This window comes from Bacteroidota bacterium (assembly GCA_005882315.1).
Classification (GTDB): Bacteria; Bacteroidota; Bacteroidia; order Chitinophagales; family Chitinophagaceae; genus VBAR01.
In genome coordinates this window covers 1,912,678-1,934,376 of record VBAR01000001.1, presented here as the reverse complement: position 1 = coordinate 1,934,376, position 21,699 = coordinate 1,912,678, and the positions used below count along the sequence as shown (strand labels likewise).

Here is a 21,699-nt window from a genome sequence, read left to right as displayed (position 1 = left end):
GAATGGTCTTACAAAAAAAAGACCAGTTCCTTCAATCAGGGCTGGCCTTACAATAAAGTTAAGATGCACTATTTTTATTTCCTCTTCTCATACTTCCTCCTGATTATTTCCATCACCGGCACATTATCAATTTTACTTTCCAGCCAGGATATTACATCGAGATAGGCAAATGCACGGGTTTCAAAACGATTACCTTCATATTTTTTCAGCTTGTCAAGTAATTTTTCAAACTCAGGTTTTAATGCTTTTGCACCAACTTTAAATGACCGACGTAAAAATTTAAACATCTCCTCCTCTACCATACTCAGGTTTTCCATTTTTGCCATAAACCGGTAAACTGATTTGGTGAGATATTCCAATAATTCAAAATTGCCGAGTTCATAATGGGCAATTAAGTGCAATAGTCTTGCATAACATTGCAGATCGGTACGCAAGTCCATTCGCCAGTTGATGATCTTGTTCAGGTAATCAATTGCCTTTTCATTTCTACCGGCACCGAAATACATGCTGGCAACTTTATAATAAAATACCAATACCCGATGACGATCAAGGAAGAGTCCATATTCATCCAGCTTTCCTTCAATATACGGCACCAGTTTCAATCCTTCATTGAATGTTCCGTCGAGAAAATGTAAATTCAGTTTTGCAGTATACAAATACACAAAACAAAGAATGCGGTTATTCTCATTCTTCTGAACCACTTTTCGATGACTGAATTTTTCAAACTGCTCAATTACCTGCGCCAGTTTTTTATGGTTTAATAGATCGAAATGGGCGCCCATCAGGTTATGTACACCTTTTATATAATGTGCTGTTTCTATTTCATCCATTCCCGGAAACTCTTCGAACAGATCAACCCAGCGTTGGGTATGTCGGTAGTATTGTAAAAAATCCTGCCTTAAAAATGCATACCAGCAATAACATTGATATAAATAAAGCCGTTCATAAAATCCTTTTGAAAGATTAGCTCCTGCCGGTAAACTTTTATCCAAAAAATCTTTTACAGCATTTTCATCTCTTGCATTTCTTGCATGGCCGTTTTGTATATACCAACCGTAGAGTTGTAAAGAAAGATTAGATAAACTGTTTATCATTGAAAGCTGGCAGTTCACCTGTGCCGCTTCAGCAGATAATTGACTTGCCCTGTCCTGCATACTACGTGTAATGAAAAGGCCTTCTATCTTTTTCTCAAAAAATAAAACCTGCTGCATGTAAGTAAGCTGGTTATTTTCCTTTGCCTGTTCTTTTACCTTATCTAAAATTTTGAGGCTTTGCAGGTAAAGGCCTTTATTATATAATATACGGGCATGATCCATCTGTTCATGCAGGGTCATGTCAATATTCGATTCATCCCTCAGCAACCGGAGGCTGTTGAGTAGTTGTTTATATAAATGTGCTTTAAGATTAGAGAGCTGCCGCTTTTGGATTGATCTGTGTTTCTTCAGCAATAACTCCTCGTCATACTCCTCCATTTTGTCCAGGGCATCGAACAATTGGACGATCTTCAGGTCACCACCGGCGGAATTTCGCTTCATGTAAAGCTTAAAATTCCGCTTTTCACTCTTTTCGAGTGATCTGATGAGCTGAAAAACAGTATCGGCTGAACGGTTGGGCATCGTAATCAACAATGGCTGGAATCCTTATCCAGCAAGGGTTTAGCTGTTTTAAACAGGGGTTAAACAATGTAATCTCGCCTGATTTAGGTTTTAATACCCCTGATATGGGAGGTACTTTTATACCAGCAGGCTGAATTATTTTAAAATAACTGGCAAGCAACACAAAAATAATTAACAGCCTGCTTTTTTTATCATTAATTATAGGCTGTACATGAGCACTGAAAAGGTATACATTTTCGACACAACACTCCGCGATGGCGAGCAGGTTCCCGGATGTAAATTGAATACTGAAGAAAAAATTGAGCTTGCACTTCAACTGGAAGACCTGGGCGTTGATATTATTGAAGCAGGTTTCCCTATCAGCAGCCCCGGCGATTTTGAAAGTGTAAAGCAGATCGCATCGATCATTAAAAATGCTACGGTTTGTGGTCTCAGCCGCGCCAATCAGAAAGACATTGAAACTGCGGCTGCTGCATTAAAACCAGCAAAACGTCCCCGTATCCATACAGGTATCGGCACTTCCGATTATCATATTAAACTCAAATTCAATTCAACAAGAGAAGAAATTCTTGAAAGAGCTATTCAATGTGTGAAATGGGCTAAAAACTTTGTTGATGATGTTGAGTTTTATGCAGAAGATGCAGGTCGAAGCGATAATGAATATTTAGCAAGAGTAATTGAAGCAGTTATTAAGGCTGGTGCAACTACCGTGAATATTCCGGATACAACCGGTTATTGCTTACCTCATCAATACGCCGAAAAAATTGCTTTCTTAAAAAATAATGTTTCCAATATTGACAGGGCAATTATTAGTTGCCATTGTCATAATGACCTTGGATTGGCTTCTGCTAACTCGATTGCAGGTGCTGCTGCCGGTGCAAGACAAATAGAATGTACGATTAATGGTCTGGGTGAAAGAGCTGGTAATACTTCGCTTGAAGAAGTAGTGATGATCATTAACCAGCACCCGGAACTGAATCTTTATACAGATATTAAAAAACAAATGCTGAATCCAATGAGCCAGTTGGTTTCTGATACCATGCGTATGCCGGTACAGGCCAATAAAGCAATTGTGGGCAGTAATGCATTTTCACATTCATCAGGCATTCACCAGGATGGATTTTTGAAAAATGCGATCAACTATGAGATCATCAGTCCTGAAACAGTTGGCGCCGATTCATCAAAGATCGTACTTACTGCAAGAAGCGGAAGAAGTGCACTGGCTTTCCGTTTTCATAAGCTGGGTTTCCAGTTTAACAGGAATGATGTAGATAAATTGTATTCCGATTTTTTAAATATTGCTGATAGTAAAAAAGAAGTTCGGGACGAAGATTTGCTAATGCTTGCAAAACAACATCAGCCCACAGCGGTTGCTGTTTAAAGTCGCTTTTTTTCTCATGAGCAGTTAGTTTTTGGTCAGCGTGGCGTGTAAAAGCGCCACGCATTTTTAACTTAAGTATGAGTAAAACACTTTTTGATAAGATCTGGGAAAAACATATTGTCAAAAAAATTGACGACGGTCCTTCTGTTTTATACATTGACAGGCATTTTATTCATGAAGTAACAAGTCCGCAGGCTTTTACAGGTTTGAACAATCGTGGCATCAAAGTTTTTCGTCCGAAACAAACTATTGCAACGGCTGATCATAACGTTCCTACACTTAATCAGCATCTACCAATAAAAGAAGAGCTAAGCAGAAAACAGGTTGATGCATTAATAAAAAATTGCGCAGAACATGGAGTTGAATTGTATGGCCTTGGACATCCGTTCCAGGGCATTGTTCATGTAATAGGGCCTGAACTCGGCATTACTCAACCTGGAATGACGATTGTATGCGGCGATAGTCACACTTCAACACATGGAGCATTCGGCGCTATTGCATTTGGCATTGGTACCAGTGAAGTAGAAATGGTTTTGACAACACAATGCTTGCTACAAACCAAACCTAAGCTGATGCGCATAAATGTAGATGGCGAATTAAATAAAGGTGTGGTAAGCAAAGACATTGTTCTTTATATACTTTCAAAAATCTCAGCAAGCGGAGCTACGGGTTATGCTGTTGAGTTTGCCGGTTCTGCTATTAGATGTTTATCCATGGAAGCAAGAATGACCATTTGCAATATGAGTATTGAAATGGGTGCAAGATGTGGTTTGATCGCACCGGATGAAACAACATTCAATTATATCAAAGGCAGAAAATTTGCCCCGCAGGGTGAAGCTTGGGATAAGGCAGTAGCAAACTGGAAACAATTATTCAGTGATGGAGATGCACAATTTGATAACGAGATTTTCCTGAACGCAGAAGATATAGAACCAATGATAACCTACGGCACCAATCCCGGAATGGGTATTAGTGTAAATGATAATATTCCAACTACTGAAACAGTTAATGATACTGATAAAAGTGGTTTGGCAAAATCATTGGCCTACATGGGGCTAAAAGCCGGCGCAGCCATTAAAGGACAGAAAGTAGATTATGTGTTTATCGGCAGTTGCACCAATTCAAGAATTGAAGATCTAAGAATGGTTGCATCGTTTGTAAAAGGGAAAAAGAAAGCAGATGATGTGGAAGTTTGGATAGTACCGGGTAGTAAACAGGTAGAAAAGCAAGCAATTGAAGAAGGAATTGATAAAGTATTTGCAGAAGCTGGTTTCATATTACGTCAACCGGGATGCAGTGCATGCCTCGGCATGAATGAAGATAAAATTCCTGCTGGTAAGTATTGCATTTCTACATCAAACAGAAATTTTGAAGGCAGACAGGGACAGGGGGCAAGAACATTACTGGCAAGTCCGCTTACTGCAGCCGCAGCAGCTATCACCGGAAAAGTTTGTGATGTAAGAGAATTGCTCGTAAACGAAATGGTTGAAGAATTAAACTAAAAAATGTCCAAAAGAATCAACATAATAAAATCAACAGCAGTTCCGCTTAATATAGAAAACGTGGATACTGATCAGATCATTCCAGCTCGTTTTTTAAAAGCAACAAGCCGTGAAGGTTTTGGAAAAAATTTGTTCCGTGACTGGAGATATATTAACGATGATGAAAATCAGCCGAAACAGGATTTTCCTTTAAATGATAAAACTTACAGTGGTAAAATTTTAGTAGCTGGCAAAAATTTCGGTTGCGGTTCTTCAAGAGAACATGCAGCATGGGCTATTAAAGATGCAGGGTTTGATGTAGTGGTGAGCAGTTTTTTCGCTGATATTTTTAAAAACAATTCGCTCAATAACTTTTTATTACCGGTAACAGTTAGTGAAAGCTTCTCACAAAAATTATTTGAAGCAGTTGAAAAAAATCCAGCTACTGAAGTTGAAGTGAACCTGGAAAAACAAACAATCACTGTTGATGGACAGTCAGAATCATTCGATATAAATAGCTATAAAAAAACCTGCCTGCTGAATGGTTATGATGACATTGACTACTTACTAAACAGCAAAGAAGAAATTATTCAATACGAAAACAGCCTAGCATAAACCCCCATGAAAAAGAAAATTGCAATATTAAACGGAGATGGTATCGGTCCAGAAGTGACCAAACAATCCATCCTCATATTAAATTCAATCGCTGAGCGATTTGGACATTCATTTACTTACCAGGAAGCTTTGATCGGTGCTGATGCGATTGACAAAACCGGAACAGCGCTTCCTTCTGAAACAATTGATATTTGCCTCGATAGCGATGCAGTTTTGTTCGGCGCAGTTGGCCATCCGAAATATGATAATGATCCCAATGCAAAAGTGAGACCTGAGCAGGGAATACTTGGAATCAGGAAAGCATTGCAATTGTTTGCTAATATCCGCCCGGTTACTACTTATAAAACTTTACATCACCTTTCTCCTATTAAATCAAAAAATTTAGAAGGAGTTGATTTTATCATCTTCCGCGAGTTGACCGGTGGAATTTATTTTGGTAAGAAACAAACTGCTGAGGATGGCAGCTCGGCAAGTGATGAATGCTTTTACACAAAAGAGGAAATAGAAAGAATAACACACCAGGCATTTCAATATGCTCAAAAGAGAAGGAAGAAACTGACACTAGTTGATAAAGCGAATGTGCTGGATACTTCACGTCTCTGGAGAAAAGTAGTGCAGGAGATTGCTCCTCAGTATAAAGAAGTGACCGTTGATTATATGTTTGTTGATAATGCAGCAATGCAAATTGTCATCAACCCCAAACAGTTTGATGTAATACTTACCGAAAATATGTTTGGCGATATTATTAGCGATGAAGCAAGTGTGCTGGCAGGCTCATTAGGATTATTGCCATCTGCTTCTGTTGGGAATAAAACAGCTTTGTTTGAGCCGATTCATGGTTCGTATCCGCAGGCTGCCGGAAAAGATATTGCCAACCCGCTGGGCTCTGTTCTTTCCGCTGCTATGATGCTGGACCATTTCGGCATGAATGAAGAAGCTGCTCTTATCCGCGAAGCGGTTGAGTGGACTCTCGAAAATAATTTCGTAACTAAAGATATTGACCCGGTTAATTTTTATTTCACTTCTACCATCGGCGAGCTGATAAGTGATTATGTAAGTGGCAAAATTCCCGGTTCTATTAAGAAAGAGAATATCGAATTACGTAAGTCTACGATTATTTAGTGTTGGAATAGGCTTACCGGTAGTTCGTCAAATTGATAAAATAATTGCTTGCCGCAGTTCTTTTTTTAAATCGGCGGGTGTATATTTACAAAACATACATCCTCATGTTGAAGAATACAATAAATAATGTCATTACCAATTCTGCCGCAATAATTATTGTGGTAGTCATTATTATTACTTCAGCAGGAGGTGGTGCATGATATTAAATTAAAAAACTAATTATACGCAACCCGCCTCCAAAAAGGCGGGTTCTTTTTTTTAAGCCTTTAAATAAAACAAAATGGCATCATACTATAATAACGAAACGGTAATTTATCTCAATGGAGATTATGTGAAAGCTGCAGAAGCGAAGATGGATTTCTATAGCCAGTCATTGCATTATGGCTATTCTGTGTTTGAAGGAATTCGTTCTTATAAAACGGCAAGTGGTGAAACAAAAATCTTCAAAGAGGTTGAACATTTTGAAAGGTTAAAGAATTCAGCTGCTGCTTTAAATATGCCTTATCACTGGACCGTAGAAGAACTGATTGATGCTACTTATGAAGTACTGAAAAGAAATAACCTGCAGGATGCTTATATCCGCCCGGTTGTTTATGCACCAACGAATATGAAGTTTGATGTGAATGAAAAATCATTTATTGTTATTGAAGCATGGGAGATGCAGCCCTTTCTTGGTGAAAAATTATTAAGGGTAATGACTTCATCATTTCAGCGTCCGAATCCGAAAGGATTTAAGATACATGCAAAAGCAGCCGGTCATTATGTAAACTCAATACTCGCCAGCCAGGAAGCAAAAGCAAATGGCTTTGATGAAGCATTACTGCTGGATATGAATAATTATGCAGCAGAAGCACCGGGAGCAAATTTGTTTTTTGAGAAAGATGGAAAAATGTTTACGCCTGCTTTAGGAAATATTTTACCCGGCATAACAAGAGCAACGGTTTTGGAAATATGTACTGAATTGAACATTGAAGTAGAAGAAAGATTTTTTACGATTGATGAATTGAAACAGGTCGATGCTGCTTTCTTCTGTGGTACGGCTGCTGAAGTAATTGGGTTTGAAAGTTTGGATGATTATAAATTCCCGTTGAACTGGAATGAAACTGTATCAAGAAGAATTCAACTAGCTTATAAGAGTCTTGTGATTGAGAAAGAATTTGAACCACAGAGTACACAAAGAAAGGAAGCACAGAGTGCACTGAGTGTATAATTATAGTTGATGTCTCTGTGTTCTTTGTGGTTAATAAAGCTGAATAGAGAACAAACAGTACAAGAGTGCGACGCAAGGAACGATGATAGTAGTAACAAAGCTGACAACATAAAATAAAAATGAGCGAACTAAATAAATATTCAAAGGTTTTAACGCAAGATGAAACACAACCTGCTGCTCAAGCTATGTTGTATGGCATTGGGCTAACGGAAGATGATTTGAAAAAAGCACAGGTTGGTATCTGCAGTATGGGTTATGATGGCAATACCTGTAATATGCACCTGAATGATCTGGCGAAAGTGGTAAAGCAAGGTGTGTGGGATAACGATTTGGTTGGTTTGATCTTTAATACGATTGGCATCAGCGATGGAATAAGTAATGGAACTGATGGAATGCGGTATAGTTTGGTGAGTCGCGATTTGATTGCTGATTCGATTGAAGCTGTTGTTGGAGGTTTTTATTACGATGGCATCATTGCGATTCCGGGTTGTGATAAAAATATGCCGGGCTCTATTATAGCAATGGGTCGTTTGAATCGTCCGTCGATTATGTTGTACGGTGGCACAATAGCCCCTGGTCATTATAAAGGACAAGATTTAAATATCATTTCTGCATTTGAAGCATTGGGACAAAAAATTGCAGGCAATTTAAACCCGGAAGATTTTAAACAAATAGTTCAGCATTCATGTCCCGGTGCCGGTGCATGTGGTGGAATGTACACTGCTAACACGATGGCTTGTTCAATTGAGGCGATGGGGATGAGTTTGCCTTATTCATCATCTAATCCGGCACTGAGTGAGGATAAGAAAAAAGAATGCCTGGATGCAGGTAAAGCAATAAGATTATTACTTGAAAAAAATATTCGTCCTTCTGATATCATGACACGCAAGGCATTTGAAAACGCAATTACCGTGATTATGATCCTGGGAGGAAGTACCAATGCTGTTTTGCATTTGATTGCAATGGCAAAAAGTGTGAACATAAATTTAACGCAGGACGATTTTCAAAAAATCAGTGATAAGGTTCCTGTGCTAGCTGATTTCAAACCCTCTGGAAAATATCTTATGCAGGATTTACACCAGCATGGTGGCCTTCCTTCAATAATGAAATATTTATTGTCGAAAGGTTTGCTGCATAGCGATTGTTTGACAGTAACCGGTAAAACGGTAGCAGAAAATTTAGCAGGTGTCCCGAATTTGGATTTTGAGGCTCAGAAAATTATTTATCCAGTAGAACAACCGTTAAAAAAAACGGGGCACCTGCAAATTCTGTATGGCAATCTTGCTGAGAAAGGAAGTGTTGCAAAAATTTCAGGCAAGGAAGGTGAAAAATTTGTGGGGCCAGCAAGAGTATTTGATGGTGAACAAAAATTAATCGCCGGCATACAAAGTGGTTTAGTAAAAGCGGGTGATGTAGTTGTAATAAAAAATGAAGGACCAAGAGGCGCACCGGGTATGCCGGAAATGCTGAAACCAACTTCTGCCATCATTGGTGCAGGATTGGGAAAATCAGTTGCGTTGATTACAGATGGAAGATTCAGTGGAGGCACACATGGTTTTGTGGTTGGCCATATAACACCTGAAGCTCATGAAGGTGGATTGATTGGATTTGTTCATGATGATGATATCATTGAACTCGATGCAACAAAAAACACCATCACTTTGAAAGTAAGTAATGAAGAAATATCAAAACGTAAAGCAAACTGGAAACAACCAGCATTAAAAGTGCGCAGAGGTGTATTGTATAAATATGCAATGTGTGTAAAAGATGCAAGTGAAGGTTGTGTAACAGATGAAGCATAAAGAATAAAATGACAAAGGAATATTTTTTAGAACTGGCTGATTTTAATATTTGGGCAAATAATATTGTTTTGTCGTGGCTGGATAATATTACTGATGAGCAATGGGAAAAACATGTGGTAAGTAGTTTCAACAATATAGGAGAAACAGTATTGCATATTACAAGTGCTGAAACGATATGGCTTGAGCGGTTGAATAAGGTAGAATCACCTGTATGGTTGCAATCAAGTTTTAAGGGAACAAGAAAGGAAATAATTGAGTTATGGAAGAATGCATCCGCAGGATTGAAAAAGTTTACAGATGGCTTTAATGAATCAGTTCTTATGGATAAGTTGGTGTTCAGAAGAATAAATGGCGATAGATATGAGATGCCCCATTACCAGGTCTTTGCTCATATATTCAATCACTCGACTTATCACCGTGGACAATTGGTTACAATGCTGAGACAGGTAGGATATACTAATGTGGGTTCAACAGATATGCTTGGTTTTTATAGAAAATAAAAATATTATTATGGATACTCTTGAATTAACTAAAGAAAAGAAGACAAAAGCAGCCATTGAGAATATTTCCGGAAGTGAAGCTGTGTTAAGGGCTTTTGTTGCCGAAGGTGTTGATATCATCTTTGGTTATCCTGGTGGTGCTATCATGCCTATCTATGATGCATTGTATGATTATAATGACAGGCTGCAACATATTTTGGTGCGCCACGAACAAGGAGCTATACATGCAGCACAGGGTTTTGCAAGAGTGAGCGGAAGAACAGGTGTTGTGTTTGCAACAAGCGGCCCGGGTGCAACGAATCTTGTTACAGGATTAGCTGATGCAATGATTGACTCCACTCCTGTTGTGTGTATAACAGGCCAGGTGTTTGCACATTTGCTGGGTACGGATGCATTCCAGGAAACTGATGTTATAAATATAACTACACCGGTTACCAAATGGAATTACCAGGTAACCGATGCAAAAGAAATTCCTTCCGTGTTGGCAAAAGCATTTTATATCGCCGGTAGTGGTAGACCGGGACCTGTATTGATTGACATTACAAAGAATGCTCAGTTGCAATTATTCGAATATGAAGGTTATAAAAAATGTGATCATATAAGAAGCTACCGTCCGAAGCCGATAGTACGTAAAGAATATATTGAGCAGGCGGCTAAAATGATCAATGAAGCAGAAAGACCGTTCGTAATATTTGGACAAGGCGTTATTCTTGGAAAAGCAGAAAAAGAATTTCAGAAGTTTATTGAGAAAGCGGGTATTCCTGCTGCATGGACGATTTTAGGAATGAGTGCCATACCAACTAATCATCCATTAGCTGTTGGTATGCTGGGCATGCATGGAAACTACGGCCCTAACCTTTTGACAAATGAATGTGATGTATTGATTGCAATTGGTATGCGTTTCGATGATCGTGTCACCGGACGTTTGGATAAATATGCAAAACAGGCAAAAGTTATTCATTTAGATATTGATCCATCTGAAATAGATAAGAATGTAAAAGCAACAGTACCTGTATGGGGCGATTGTAAAGAAACATTACCAATCCTTACAGACCTCGTTCAACAAAAAGTATATCCGCAGTGGTTGCAGAAGTTTACCGATTGTATGAAGAAAGAAGAAGGGAAATGCATCAAAGCAGAAATGAATCCAGATACAGAAATTCTCACGATGGGTGAAGTGATTACGGCTATCAATGAATTAACAAAAGGCGAAGCAGTAATTGTAACCGACGTAGGCCAGCACCAGATGGTAGCATGCCGCTATGCAGAATACAATAAAAGTAAAAGTAATATCACAAGTGGTGGATTAGGCACAATGGGCTTTGCATTGCCTGCAGCTATTGGTGCAAAATATGGTGCACAGGAAAGAACGGTCATTGCAATCATCGGTGATGGTGGTATTCAAATGACGATACAGGAGCTCGGTACAATTATGCAATTCAAGCCCGAAGTAAAAATTATTATTCTTAATAATAAATTTTTGGGAATGGTTCGCCAGTGGCAGGAGCTGTTCCATCAGAATCGCTATTCATTTGTAAATATTGAAAGCCCCGATTTTGTAATGGTCGCAAAAGGTTATGGAATCGAAGGAAAAAGTATTTCTAAAAGAGAAGATGTGAAAACTGTATTGAAAGAAATGCTGGATCATAAAGGAAGCTTTTTGCTGGAAGTGATAGTAGGCAAAGAGAATAATGTGTTCCCAATGGTGCCTCAGGGTCGTGGTGTAGCCGAAGTTGTTTTAGGAAAAGATGAACTTTAAAAATATTATTATGAACAAACAGGAATATACAATAACGGTTTATACAGAAAACCAGATCGGTTTACTGAACCGTATCGCCATTATCTTTTCAAGAAGAAAGATAAATATTGAGAGCCTGAATACTTCTCCTTCTGAAGTAGATAGTGTGCACCGGTTCACTATCGTAATCAATGAAATAGAAGATGTGGTAAGAAAGCTTTGCCGCCAGATCGAAAAACAGGTGGAGGTATTAAAAGCCTATTATAACACCAATGAAGAAATTATCTGGATGGAATTGGCTTTATATAAAGTGCCAACTGAAATCATTGCTGAAGAAGTAAAAGTAGAAAGGTTGTTAAGTCAATTCGGCGCTAAAGCGGTTGTGATAAGAAAAGATTATACAGTATTTGAAGTTAGTGGACAGCGTGAAGAAACCGATGCTTTCATTAAAGTATTAGAACCTTATGGGTTAATAGAATTCGTTCGCAGCGCAAGAGTGGCAATTATTAAAGACAGTGATGGATTCCATAAAAAATTAAAATCATTTGAATACAAAGAACCGGGTGAAACCGTGATTGAGAACGAATTCTTAGACAAGAACCAGGAAGTGTTTAGTATGTAACCCCCTGTCCCCCTAAAGGGGTGACTTAAGTCAATCATACTTTATAAATATGTAAAATTTAAAACAAATCATAATTTTTAAACTGCCCTTACTCCCCTTTAGGGGATGGGGGTCAAAAACAAATAAAGATGGCAAACTATTTTAACTCTTTACCGCTTCGTGAGCAATTAAATCAATTAGGTGTTTGTGAATTTATGAACCGTAGCGAATTTGCTGATGGTGTAAATGTGCTGAAAGGAAAAAAGATCGTAATTGTTGGTTGCGGTGCGCAGGGTTTAAACCAGGGTTTGAATATGAGAGACTCGGGTCTTGATATTGCTTATGCATTACGTAATGAAGCAATTGCTGAAAAAAGAGCATCGTGGAAAAATGCAACGGATAATGGATTTACTGTTGGTGCATATGAAGAATTAATCCCATCGGCTGATTTAGTATTGAACTTAACTCCGGACAAACAGCATACTTCCGTTATCAAAGCGATTATGCCTTTGATGAAAAAAGGTGCAACACTCTCCTACTCTCACGGATTTAATATTGTGGAAGAAGGAACCCAGATAAGAAAAGACATTACTGTAATAATGGTAGCACCTAAATGTCCCGGTACTGAAGTTCGTGAAGAATATAAAAGAGGTTTTGGTGTACCTACATTGATAGCCGTACATCCGGAGAATGATCCCGAAGGAAAAGGACTGGTACAGGCAAAAGCATATGCAGTTGCAACAGGCGGACATCGTGCTGGTGTATTGCGTTCATCATTTGTTGCCGAAGTAAAAAGTGATTTGATGGGTGAGCAAACCATTCTGTGTGGTGTATTGCAAACTGGTTCTATTTTATGTTTTGATAAAATGATAGAGAAAGGTGTTGATGCATCCTATGCTGCCAAACTCATTCAATATGGCTGGGAAACTATTACTGAAGCATTGAAGCATGGTGGTGTTACAGCTATGATGGACCGTTTAAGTAACCCGGCTAAGCTGAAAGCATTTGAATTGTCTACTGAACTGAAAAATATTTTGAGCCCTTTATTTAAAAAACACCAGGATGATATTATGAGTGGTGTATTTTCATCAACAATGATGGAAGACTGGGCCAATGACGATAAAAATTTATTCACATGGCGTAAAGCAACTGGTGAAACAGCATTTGAAAAAACAAAAGTTACTGATGCACCAATTACAGACCAGGAATTTTTTGATAATGGATTACTGATGGTGGCTTTCGTAAGAGCTGGCGTTGAACTTGCATTTGAAACTATGGTAGAAGCAGGCATTAAAGATGAAAGCGCTTATTACGAGTCGCTGCATGAAACTCCTCTTATTGCGAATACAATTGCCCGTAAAAAATTATACGAGATGAACCGTGTAATTTCTGATACAGCTGAATATGGTTGTTATTTATTTGATCATGCTGCAAAGCCATTGCTGAAAGAATTTATGCATACAATCGACAAAGATGTAATTGGCACCAACTTCAATGACGGTAAAGACAATGGTGTAGATAACCGTGAAATCATTGAAGTAAATAAAATCATCCGTAATCACCCGGTAGAGAAAGTGGGTGCTGTACTGAGAGCTGCAATGACAGAAATGAAATCAATCAGCTCTGCTGCAAAAGAAAGTAAGCCTGCTAAAAAAGTAAAAGAACTAGAACCAGCATAACAAAACAATGAGCACATCAACACAAAACATATTACTGGACTTCACAGGGGCTGCTTTACGATTGAAAAAAATTGTGAACAGAACTCCACTGCAATTCAATCATAATCTTTCCAGGAAATATGATTGTAATATTTATTTGAAAAGAGAAGATCTCCAGGTAGTGCGTAGCTACAAACTGCGTGGCGCTTATAATATGATGAGCAGCTTGCCGAAAGAACAATTGCAGAAAGGTGTTGTTTGCGCCAGTGCCGGTAATCATGCGCAGGGTTTTGCATATAGTTGTAAAAAACTAAATACAAAAGGTGTTGTGTTCATGCCAGTGATTACGCCTAATCAAAAAATCAAACAGACGAAAATGTTTGGTGAGGATTTTATCGAAGTGAAATTGGTAGGCGACACGTATGATGATTGTGCTACTGCCGCGAAAAAATATACAGAAGAAAATTACATGACTTTTATCCCTCCTTTTGATGATTATAAAATCATTGAAGGGCAGGGAACAGTAGGTGTTGAAATTCTGGAAGACCAATCTGAAATTGACTTTCTCTTTATACCCGTTGGCGGTGGTGGTTTAAGTTCTGGTGTTGGCTCCTATTTTAAGACCTATTCCCCCAAAACAAAAATTGTTGGACTAGAACCTGAAGGCGCCCCTGCCATGTTCGAAGCTTTAAAGAATGGTTACCCCGTTACACTCGAAAGCATTGACCGGTTTGTTGACGGTGCCGCTGTGAAAAGAGTCGGTGATTTAACTTTTTCTATTTGTAAAGAGGTGCTGGACGATATGCATCTCGTCCCGGAAGGAAAAGTTTGTTCAACGATTTTGAAATTGTATAATGAAGACGCAATCGTTGTTGAACCAGCTGGTGCATTATCAATTGCAGCACTGGATGATTATGCAGATGAAATAAAAGGAAAGAATGTTGTTTGTATTGTAAGCGGCAGCAACAATGATATTGACAGGATGCAGGAGATAAAAGAAAGAAGCCTTCAATACGAAGGCCTCAAACATTATTTTCTTATCAATTTCGCACAACGACCCGGTGCTTTGAAAGAATTTGTAAATAATGTACTTGGTCCTACTGATGATATCACCCGTTTTGAATACATGCAGAAGAATAATAAAGAAGCTGGCCCTGCATTAGTGGGCATTGAATTACAAAGCCGGGAAGATTATGATGCACTATTAAACAACCTGAACAAATACCATATCGGTTATAATGAGTTGAGCAAGGATAATACTTTATTTAGTTACCTTGTTTAGACAAAGTTTAGTACCTCTTTTTTTAGTTACTTTGCTCCGGATTTTACGGAGCATTTTTATTTAAAAAGAAGACCAATGTCAAAAGTAAAAATAGGACTGGTGCAGATGAGCTGCACAAACAATAAAGAGGCGAACCTGCAGAAAGCAATGGAGAAAACGAAAGAAGCTGCTGCCAAAGGTGCACAGATCATCTGCCTGCAGGAGTTATTTACTTCTTTGTACTTCTGTGATGTGGAAGATTATGAGAATTTCAAATTGGCAGAGGCAATTCCGGGCCCTTCAACAGATGCTTTGAGCAAACTCGCAAAAGATCTAAATGTAGTTATCATAGCTTCTTTGTTTGAAAAAAGAACACAGGGTATTTATCACAATACAACAGCAGTACTGGATGCCGACGGTAATTATCTTGGTAAATACCGTAAAATGCATATACCCGATGACCCGGCGTATTATGAAAAATTTTATTTCACTCCCGGCGATTTAGGTTATAAAATTTTTGAAACAAAATATGCAAAATTTGGTGTGCTTATCTGCTGGGATCAGTGGTACCCTGAAGCTGCAAGGATTACTTCGCTAATGGGAGCTGAAATTTTATTTTACCCGACTGCTATTGGCTGGGCTACTTCACAGGATGAAGCAACCAATACTGAACAATACAACGCATGGCAAACCATTCAGCGTAGCCATTCTGTTGCAAATGCTGTGCATGTTGTAAGTGTGAACCGTGTTGGACTTGAACAAAACGGTGCAATGAAATTCTGGGGTGGTTCATTTGTTTCAAATCCATTTGGCAGTTTAATTTATAAAGCATCTCACGACAACGAAGAAGTGGCTGTTGTCGAAATTGATACTGATAAAACCGACAGTTACAGAACACACTGGCCTTTTATGCGTGACCGAAGAATAGATTCTTATCAACCTATTACAAAAAGATTCATAGACGAAGATTAATGACACATTTTACCCCTAAACAACTCGGTTACTATTTTCCTGCTGAATTTGCTGCTCATGATGCCACCTGGTTAAGCTGGCCGCATAAAGAAGCATCATGGCCGGGAAAAATCCATACGATCTTTCCTTTTTACAGCCGGTTTATAAAATACCTGGCGCAAAGTGAGAAAGTAAATATCAATGTGAATGATGAAGCGATGAAAGCCTTTGCAATTAGTTGTTTGCAAAAAGAAGATGTTGATCTTTCACAGGTGAACTTTTTTTTTAACCCAACTAATGATGCATGGTGCCGTGATCATGGCCCTGCATTTTTAATAAATCCAGCAGCAAAAAACCAAAAAGTAATTGTTGACTGGAATTATAATGCATGGGGTGGTAAATATCTTCCCTGCGATCTGGATGATGTGATACCTACAAAAATTGCGAAGCATTATAAAATACCTGTTTATAATCCCGGTATCGTTATGGAAGGTGGCAGTGTGGAGTTTAATGGCAACGGAACTGTTATGACTTCAACTGCCTGTTTATTGAATCCTAACCGCAACCCACACCTCACTCAGAAACAGATTGAAGAGTATCTATGCAATTTTTATGGACAGGAGCAAGTGCTTTGGGTGGATGAAGGCATTATTGGTGATGACACTGATGGGCATATTGATGATACGGTCCGCTTTATAAATGAAGACTCAGTGATCACTGTCATAGAAGAAAATAAGAACGACGAAAACCATGCATTACTAGAAACAAATCTAAAGCAGCTTAAAGCAATGCGTTTGCTGAATGGCAAACAACTGAATATTGTTGAGCTACCTATGCCTGATCATCTTGAATATGATGGTCAACGTCTGCCCTGCAGCTATGCCAATTTTTATATCTGCAACAAATACGTAATTGTCCCGATTTTCAATTGTGCTAAAGATGACAAGGCATTACAGATCATTTCTGACTGTTTCCCCGGAAGAGAGACCATAGGCATTGATTCTACGGAAATTATCTGGGGGCTGGGAAGTTTTCATTGCCTGAGTCAGCAGGAACCGGCAGTATAGTTTTGATTCGAGGGAAGGAAGTCTTAAATTTGCCCAACCTTATTCTATTAACTACAGGCTGTGTCAAAAATTTTTTTCATACTCATTGCTTTTAGTGCAACTATCCTGCTATTTGCCTGTAGCGATCATTTAAAGACTGAAGCCAATGATGATCCGCAGGGATATTCCAATGCACAAGTAATCGGCACCTGGAAAATTACAGCAGTAAGTTCTGACGTATTGAATGACTGGAATAGTGATGGGATAGCTGAAACCGATATTTATGCTGCATGGTCAGCCTGTCAGAAAGATAATCTTTATTCTTTTATGGTTGATAATACCGGAACATTTAAACTGAATTGCACAACTACTGAATCGGGTTCATGGCACGTAATAAATACACAACACTTGCAATTTTATTCTCCTGCTACAGGAATAGAACTGGAAAAATTTATTGCAATGAGCAATATTGAATTCAAAACAACAAGAGACTACACTCTTTCAAACGGCCAGCCGGCAACTGTAACGAAAACATGGACGAGACAGTAATGCACTGCAATAAAAAACGTCACTTCACCAGTCGCTTCTTGACCTCAGCAGAACTGATTACAGGAATTATTTCAAAATCAACAAGGTCATCCCATTTAGCGATCCATTCATGAAGTTGGGTTATTGAAGTGGCTTCCATCACCTGGTAACAAACAGTAACGTCTTCATTTATCCAGCTATTTACATACTCCACTCCTTCCGGCATCATTCTCCCTTTTTCATCAAACCGTTGATATAATTCTTTTACCTTGTCTGCATGAAACCGTTCAATGATCATGTATAGCATGAAGAATTTTTTATTTATTATCCGGCCCTGGTTTCTCTTCTCTTTCTACTGTCAATTTACACTCGCCGATCAATGCGGCAAGTGCTCCAACTGCGGCAAGCACCGGCGCAAATAAAACCCCTACTACTCCGATAGTCAAAGGAAAACTCAACAGTTCTTTTCCCTCTTTATCATGAATACTGATCTTCCTGATATTTCCTTCTTTAACCAATTCTTTCACCTTGTTCAGCAATTCTTCTCCGTTAATACTGAAACTTTCTTTTTTAGTTGTCATGATTATCTGTTTTAAAATTGTTTACTCAAAGTTGGGCTATTATTTTAAATAAAAATGAGACCATTTCTGTGTTGATCTCATTTTTTATGCGGGAAATCATATAAAGTTCAGACTTACATTTTACTTCGTCTCCATTCCCATATTCCGAATGTATATAATGCTTTGTCCTTTGCCTCCTTCATTAATAAGATGAATGAAGGGCTATTCGATTACCCTCTGTATCAAGAAATGTTGCTACAAATCCTGCACCAGGAGTCAGCATGGTTTTATACATCAGTACAACCCCTCCCTCCTCTTCAATTCTTTCCAGTACTAATGACACATCAGGGTTTGCATTTAAATAGACCAGAACTCCTTCAGTATTTGATTTATGTAAATCACTTTTCACCAGGGCGCCACCTACTTTTCCATTGCCATGTTCTGAAGGGAAAAAAGTCATCTGCATTCCCATAATTGTTTGCTCATTCATTTCAATACCGAAAATTCTCTGGTAAAACTGTTTTGCCCGATCCATATTTTCAACTGGTATCTCGAACCAGTTAAGGCAGTTTTCACTGATGTTCATTTTAATAGTTTATATAAAAATTAATCAACCCGTCAGATCAAGCTTTAGCTATGTGTTGTCTTGCTTTCACCATATTACTTACACGATACATCATAATAATATTTGCAATGATCAGGATAACGATCACATATCCCAGCGTATCATAATGCTCTAAAGGGCTTGTTTTCGTTTTCTGAACAACGATCATTCCGCCTATCCCTGCTGCTATACCTCCTGCAATTTGTTGTAATGATGAATTGATACTCATAAATGCACCCCGATCCTGCATTTGTGGTAAAGCAGACACCAATGCCATTGCAGGAACTATGCGGCTCATGATACCTATCATCATCAGTATATTCATCATGATAACTATTCCGAAAGCAACAGGTTTCAGATTTGTGTACACAACTACAACTACTATCATCAGCAAAGCCGCTGCAGTAAATATTTTTACTTTATCTATTTTATCACTCAATCTTCCCACTAATGGCATGATGAAAAGAGATGCGACACCACCAACCATGAAAAGAAGTGGTAATTGCGCATAGGAAAGTCGAAGATTATTTACGGCAAAAGCACTGCCCCATGGCATCATCATAAAGCCACCCAGCGATAATAAGGCGGTTAATAAAAAACCCATTCGGTAATCACGGTTTTTAATGGTATGCCATAAATGCTTGATAGCGGTTTTCTCGGATATTAACTCCAGGTGTTCAGCAACAGGACGCAGTTTCAGCATTACTGTCAACCAGATGATGATAGCTAAACCTACGATCATAAAAAATGGTGATTGCCAACCCCAGTGATTAGCAATGAACAAGCTGATAGGAATGCCCAATACCTGGCTTGCTCCAAAACCCATTTGTATAAAACCCATTGCCCTTCCCCGCTGCTTCAAAGGAAAGATATCAGCTATTATCGCCATTGAAATAGAACCAATGACTCCACCAAACAAACCGGTGATGATCCTTGCTGCTATCAACAAAAAATAAGTGTTGGCTAATCCACAGCATAATGTGCCTAAAATAAACCCGACATAAAAGAACAGTAATAATTTTTTCCGGTCGAACCTGTCCGCAAAACCTGCTGTTAATAAACCGGAAATGCCTGCGCTGAATGCATAAGCTGATACTGCAAAACCAAATTGGCTGGTAGTAAGCGACATTGATTTCATCAGCATATCACCAAGTGGTGACATGACCATAAAATCAAGTACTACCGTAAACTGCGTAAAAGCTAACAACAAAATTACCAGCACCTGGTAACTTGTAAATTTATTTTGAGTAACCGTGTTTGTCGTATCCATTAATTTTTTTAAAAAAAGATGTGAACTTAATTATTTAATGCTCTCATATACATTTTAGTAAATAGGTGGTTTAAGCCTATAAATCTATTAATAAACCAGCAGATAAAAAACTGTGCGGCAATTCAAAATAGAAAACAAGGTTCAAACAAAGTTTATACTAAACGATTATAGTATGGTTCTTGCGTAAGCTATCATAAAAGGACTATGGAAAATAAACGAAATGAAGCAACGCTCAGCCGCCCTGATGGGGATCGTGTAATAGATGCTCCTTATGTTTTTATTAATACCCCGGAGTTTATCCACCAGTTAATGGATGAAGAAGCATGGCAGAAAAACGATCGTAATGCCATTACTGTATATAAAACAAGTAGCATGACGATGGTATTAGTGTGTTTACATGCTAAAGCAGTTTTGAAAGATAATCTTGTTGATGGCATTTTTACTATACAGGTAATTGAAGGTATAATAAAAGTGAGTATTCCTGACGGAAGTGTGGATATGCTGCCCCACCAGGTAATAGCCTTTCATCAACTGGTTGATCATACCATTGAAGCATTAACGGATTGCGTCTTGCTGCTCACCAATAATATTACTATTGAGAAAACCGATCATGTAAAACAAGCTTAGTATGCAAAGATCACTTGAAAAGATTATCAGGGATAAGATCCGTAGTGAAGGACCTTTATCTTTTCATGATTTTATGGAAATGGCTTTGTATTACCCGGAACTCGGATACTATACTTCTGAGACTGAAAAGTTCGGCAAATTCGGGGATTATTACACTGCTCCCCATCTATCCGCTGTCTATGGCAATCTTGTAGCTAAGCAACTGGAAGAAATGTGGCAACTATGCGGGAAAAAAGATTTTACTGTTGTTGAATATGGCGCCGGAACAGGAGCTCTTTGCGTTGATATACTCAGACAGCTAAAAGAAAATAAAGAATTATATGAAGGGCTTAAGTATTGTATTATTGAAAAGAGTAAAATAATGAGGCTGAAAGAACAAAAAGTTTTAACCGAGTCCGGCATTGCAGAAGGAAAAGTTTATTGGTTTGATTCCATCAGTGAAATTCCACCGATTACAGGATGCGTACTGGCGAATGAAGTAATTGATAATTTTTCGGTGCATAAGGTCGTAATGGAGAAAAATGGGTTGATGGAAGTTTTTGTGGATTATGATCAGACTTTTATAGAAGTATTGAAGCCGGCACAAGACAGGTTAACAGATTACTTTGCCCGGCTGGATGTAAGATTGCCGGAAGGATTTCATACCGAGGTCAATTTGGAGGCAATTGAATGGATAAAAGAAGTCTCGGCTTTTTTAGAAAAAGGCTTTGTATTGACTATTGATTATGGGTTCCCTTCTTCCGAACTATACAGGCCCTATCGACGGCTTGGCACAATGATCTGTTATAATAAACATACTGTGAACGATCTTCCTTATGCCGATATCGGACAGCAGGATATTACGACCCATGTCAATTTTTCTGCTCTTGATCTATGGGGAGAAAAGTATGGATTAACCAAGTGCGGTTTTACTAATCAATCACAATTTCTTATTGGTCTTGGCCTGGCCACACAATTAAGAAAAGAAGAAGAAACTAAAATGAATAATTACCAGCTAAAAGAAAGATTGATGATGATGCATACACTACTTATTTCTATGGGCAAAAAAATAAAAGTATTTATTCAGCAAAAAGGATTGTCACGTCCAGCACTTTCCGGTTTTCAATTTTCTGAGCCTCTCATTTAATA

At 38.4% G+C, this 21,699-nt stretch carries 21 protein-coding genes; 16 read left to right on the top strand and 5 right to left on the bottom strand.

Features of this window, described 5'->3' with window-relative positions:
* Nucleotides 1–74: 74 nt before the first annotated feature.
* Nucleotides 75–1,616: a hypothetical protein gene (locus tag E6H07_08065; protein ID TMI65853.1), complete on the bottom strand. Its 1,542-nt coding sequence runs from the start codon at nt 1,614–1,616 to the stop codon at nt 75–77.
* 211 nt (nt 1,617–1,827) lie between these two features.
* On the opposite strand from E6H07_08065, the gene E6H07_08060 reads away from it, so the two are divergent.
* The 14 genes from E6H07_08060 (at nt 1,828) to E6H07_07995 (ending at nt 17,531) form a co-directional block, all read left to right on the top strand.
* Nucleotides 1,828–2,997 (top strand): 2-isopropylmalate synthase, encoded by a 1,170-nt coding sequence (locus E6H07_08060; GenBank protein TMI65852.1) that lies wholly within the window; start codon nt 1,828–1,830, stop codon nt 2,995–2,997.
* Between the two features lie 77 nt (nt 2,998–3,074).
* On the top strand, nt 3,075–4,499 hold the full coding sequence (gene leuC, locus E6H07_08055; GenBank protein TMI65851.1) for a 3-isopropylmalate dehydratase large subunit: 1,425 nt from the start codon (nt 3,075–3,077) through the stop codon (nt 4,497–4,499).
* A 3-nt stretch (nt 4,500–4,502) separates the two neighbouring features.
* Nucleotides 4,503–5,093, top strand: coding sequence for a 3-isopropylmalate dehydratase small subunit (gene leuD, locus E6H07_08050; GenBank protein TMI65850.1), 591 nt, complete (start codon nt 4,503–4,505; stop codon nt 5,091–5,093).
* 6 nt (nt 5,094–5,099) lie between these two features.
* The gene (gene leuB, locus E6H07_08045; GenBank protein ID TMI65849.1) at nt 5,100–6,215 is read left to right on the top strand and encodes a 3-isopropylmalate dehydrogenase; all 1,116 of its coding nucleotides are present in this window, start codon (nt 5,100–5,102) and stop codon (nt 6,213–6,215) included.
* A 280-nt stretch (nt 6,216–6,495) separates the two neighbouring features.
* The gene (ilvE, locus tag E6H07_08040; GenBank protein TMI65848.1) at nt 6,496–7,425 is read left to right on the top strand and encodes a branched-chain-amino-acid transaminase; all 930 of its coding nucleotides are present in this window, start codon (nt 6,496–6,498) and stop codon (nt 7,423–7,425) included.
* A 119-nt stretch (nt 7,426–7,544) separates the two neighbouring features.
* Entirely contained in the window at nt 7,545–9,227 is a 1,683-nt protein-coding gene (gene ilvD, locus E6H07_08035) for a dihydroxy-acid dehydratase (GenBank protein TMI65847.1), read from the top strand.
* Nucleotides 9,228–9,235: 8 nt separating this feature from the next.
* Nucleotides 9,236–9,727 carry a damage-inducible protein DinB gene (locus E6H07_08030; protein TMI65846.1) on the top strand — a complete coding sequence of 164 codons (492 nt, stop codon included), beginning with the start codon at nt 9,236–9,238 and terminating at the stop codon, nt 9,725–9,727.
* 10 nt (nt 9,728–9,737) lie between these two features.
* Nucleotides 9,738–11,486, top strand: coding sequence for a biosynthetic-type acetolactate synthase large subunit (gene ilvB / locus E6H07_08025; GenBank protein ID TMI65845.1), 1,749 nt, complete (start codon nt 9,738–9,740; stop codon nt 11,484–11,486).
* A gap of 10 nt (nt 11,487–11,496) precedes the next feature.
* Nucleotides 11,497–12,087, top strand: coding sequence for an acetolactate synthase small subunit (gene ilvN / locus E6H07_08020; protein TMI65844.1), 591 nt, complete (start codon nt 11,497–11,499; stop codon nt 12,085–12,087).
* Between the two features lie 128 nt (nt 12,088–12,215).
* Entirely contained in the window at nt 12,216–13,745 is a 1,530-nt protein-coding gene (gene ilvC, locus E6H07_08015; protein ID TMI65843.1) for a ketol-acid reductoisomerase, read from the top strand.
* Nucleotides 13,746–13,752: 7 nt separating this feature from the next.
* Nucleotides 13,753–15,006 (top strand): threonine ammonia-lyase, encoded by a 1,254-nt coding sequence (gene ilvA / locus E6H07_08010; GenBank protein TMI65842.1) that lies wholly within the window; start codon nt 13,753–13,755, stop codon nt 15,004–15,006.
* Nucleotides 15,007–15,081: 75 nt separating this feature from the next.
* Complete coding sequence (locus E6H07_08005; protein ID TMI65841.1) at nt 15,082–15,957, top strand: carbon-nitrogen hydrolase; 876 nt, start codon at nt 15,082–15,084, stop codon at nt 15,955–15,957.
* Nucleotides 15,957–17,003, top strand: coding sequence for an agmatine deiminase family protein (locus tag E6H07_08000; protein TMI65840.1), 1,047 nt, complete (start codon nt 15,957–15,959; stop codon nt 17,001–17,003). Before E6H07_08005 ends, E6H07_08000 begins: the two co-directional genes overlap by 1 nt.
* A gap of 60 nt (nt 17,004–17,063) precedes the next feature.
* Nucleotides 17,064–17,531, top strand: a complete 468-nt coding sequence (locus E6H07_07995) for a hypothetical protein (protein TMI65839.1) — start codon at nt 17,064–17,066, stop codon at nt 17,529–17,531.
* Nucleotides 17,532–17,550: 19 nt separating this feature from the next.
* Here E6H07_07995 and E6H07_07990 read toward each other — a convergent pair whose 3' ends face one another.
* The 4 genes from E6H07_07990 to E6H07_07975 all read right to left on the bottom strand — a co-directional run bounded on the left by E6H07_07990 (nt 17,551) and on the right by E6H07_07975 (nt 19,944).
* The gene (locus E6H07_07990; GenBank protein TMI65838.1) at nt 17,551–17,817 is read right to left on the bottom strand and encodes a DUF3303 domain-containing protein; all 267 of its coding nucleotides are present in this window, start codon (nt 17,815–17,817) and stop codon (nt 17,551–17,553) included.
* Nucleotides 17,818–17,827: 10 nt separating this feature from the next.
* The gene (locus tag E6H07_07985) at nt 17,828–18,091 is read right to left on the bottom strand and encodes a DUF4342 domain-containing protein (protein TMI65837.1); all 264 of its coding nucleotides are present in this window, start codon (nt 18,089–18,091) and stop codon (nt 17,828–17,830) included.
* A gap of 181 nt (nt 18,092–18,272) precedes the next feature.
* Nucleotides 18,273–18,656, bottom strand: coding sequence for a VOC family protein (locus E6H07_07980; GenBank protein TMI65836.1), 384 nt, complete (start codon nt 18,654–18,656; stop codon nt 18,273–18,275).
* Nucleotides 18,657–18,693: 37 nt separating this feature from the next.
* Nucleotides 18,694–19,944, bottom strand: coding sequence for an MFS transporter (locus tag E6H07_07975; GenBank protein TMI65835.1), 1,251 nt, complete (start codon nt 19,942–19,944; stop codon nt 18,694–18,696).
* A gap of 204 nt (nt 19,945–20,148) precedes the next feature.
* On the opposite strand from E6H07_07975, the gene E6H07_07970 reads away from it, so the two are divergent.
* Nucleotides 20,149–20,571, top strand: coding sequence for a hypothetical protein (locus E6H07_07970; GenBank protein TMI65834.1), 423 nt, complete (start codon nt 20,149–20,151; stop codon nt 20,569–20,571).
* Nucleotide 20,572: 1 nt separating this feature from the next.
* The gene (locus tag E6H07_07965; GenBank protein ID TMI65833.1) at nt 20,573–21,697 is read left to right on the top strand and encodes a hypothetical protein; all 1,125 of its coding nucleotides are present in this window, start codon (nt 20,573–20,575) and stop codon (nt 21,695–21,697) included.
* Nucleotides 21,698–21,699 lie beyond the last annotated feature (2 nt).

Bases quoted from the DNA above. Each gene is read 5' to 3' on its own strand.
- ilvB (TMI65845.1), top strand. From the start codon at position 9,738: ATGGATACTCTTGAATTAACTAAAGAAAAGAAGACAAAAGCAGCCATT.
- leuD (TMI65850.1), top strand. From the start codon at position 4,503: ATGTCCAAAAGAATCAACATAATAAAATCAACAGCAGTTCCGCTTAAT.
- ilvA (TMI65842.1), top strand. From the start codon at position 13,753: ATGAGCACATCAACACAAAACATATTACTGGACTTCACAGGGGCTGCT.
- E6H07_07970 (TMI65834.1), top strand. From the start codon at position 20,149: ATGGAAAATAAACGAAATGAAGCAACGCTCAGCCGCCCTGATGGGGAT.
- ilvN (TMI65844.1), top strand. From the start codon at position 11,497: ATGAACAAACAGGAATATACAATAACGGTTTATACAGAAAACCAGATC.
- E6H07_07965 (TMI65833.1), top strand. From the start codon at position 20,573: ATGCAAAGATCACTTGAAAAGATTATCAGGGATAAGATCCGTAGTGAA.
- leuC (TMI65851.1), top strand. From the start codon at position 3,075: ATGAGTAAAACACTTTTTGATAAGATCTGGGAAAAACATATTGTCAAA.
- E6H07_07990 (TMI65838.1), bottom strand. From the start codon at position 17,817: ATGCTATACATGATCATTGAACGGTTTCATGCAGACAAGGTAAAAGAA.
- E6H07_08030 (TMI65846.1), top strand. From the start codon at position 9,236: ATGACAAAGGAATATTTTTTAGAACTGGCTGATTTTAATATTTGGGCA.
- E6H07_07980 (TMI65836.1), bottom strand. From the start codon at position 18,656: ATGAACATCAGTGAAAACTGCCTTAACTGGTTCGAGATACCAGTTGAA.
- ilvC (TMI65843.1), top strand. From the start codon at position 12,216: ATGGCAAACTATTTTAACTCTTTACCGCTTCGTGAGCAATTAAATCAA.
- ilvE (TMI65848.1), top strand. From the start codon at position 6,496: ATGGCATCATACTATAATAACGAAACGGTAATTTATCTCAATGGAGAT.
- ilvD (TMI65847.1), top strand. From the start codon at position 7,545: ATGAGCGAACTAAATAAATATTCAAAGGTTTTAACGCAAGATGAAACA.
- E6H07_07985 (TMI65837.1), bottom strand. From the start codon at position 18,091: ATGACAACTAAAAAAGAAAGTTTCAGTATTAACGGAGAAGAATTGCTG.
- E6H07_08005 (TMI65841.1), top strand. From the start codon at position 15,082: ATGTCAAAAGTAAAAATAGGACTGGTGCAGATGAGCTGCACAAACAAT.
- leuB (TMI65849.1), top strand. From the start codon at position 5,100: ATGAAAAAGAAAATTGCAATATTAAACGGAGATGGTATCGGTCCAGAA.
- E6H07_07975 (TMI65835.1), bottom strand. From the start codon at position 19,944: ATGGATACGACAAACACGGTTACTCAAAATAAATTTACAAGTTACCAG.
- E6H07_08060 (TMI65852.1), top strand. From the start codon at position 1,828: ATGAGCACTGAAAAGGTATACATTTTCGACACAACACTCCGCGATGGC.
- E6H07_08065 (TMI65853.1), bottom strand. From the start codon at position 1,616: ATGCCCAACCGTTCAGCCGATACTGTTTTTCAGCTCATCAGATCACTC.
- E6H07_08000 (TMI65840.1), top strand. From the start codon at position 15,957: ATGACACATTTTACCCCTAAACAACTCGGTTACTATTTTCCTGCTGAA.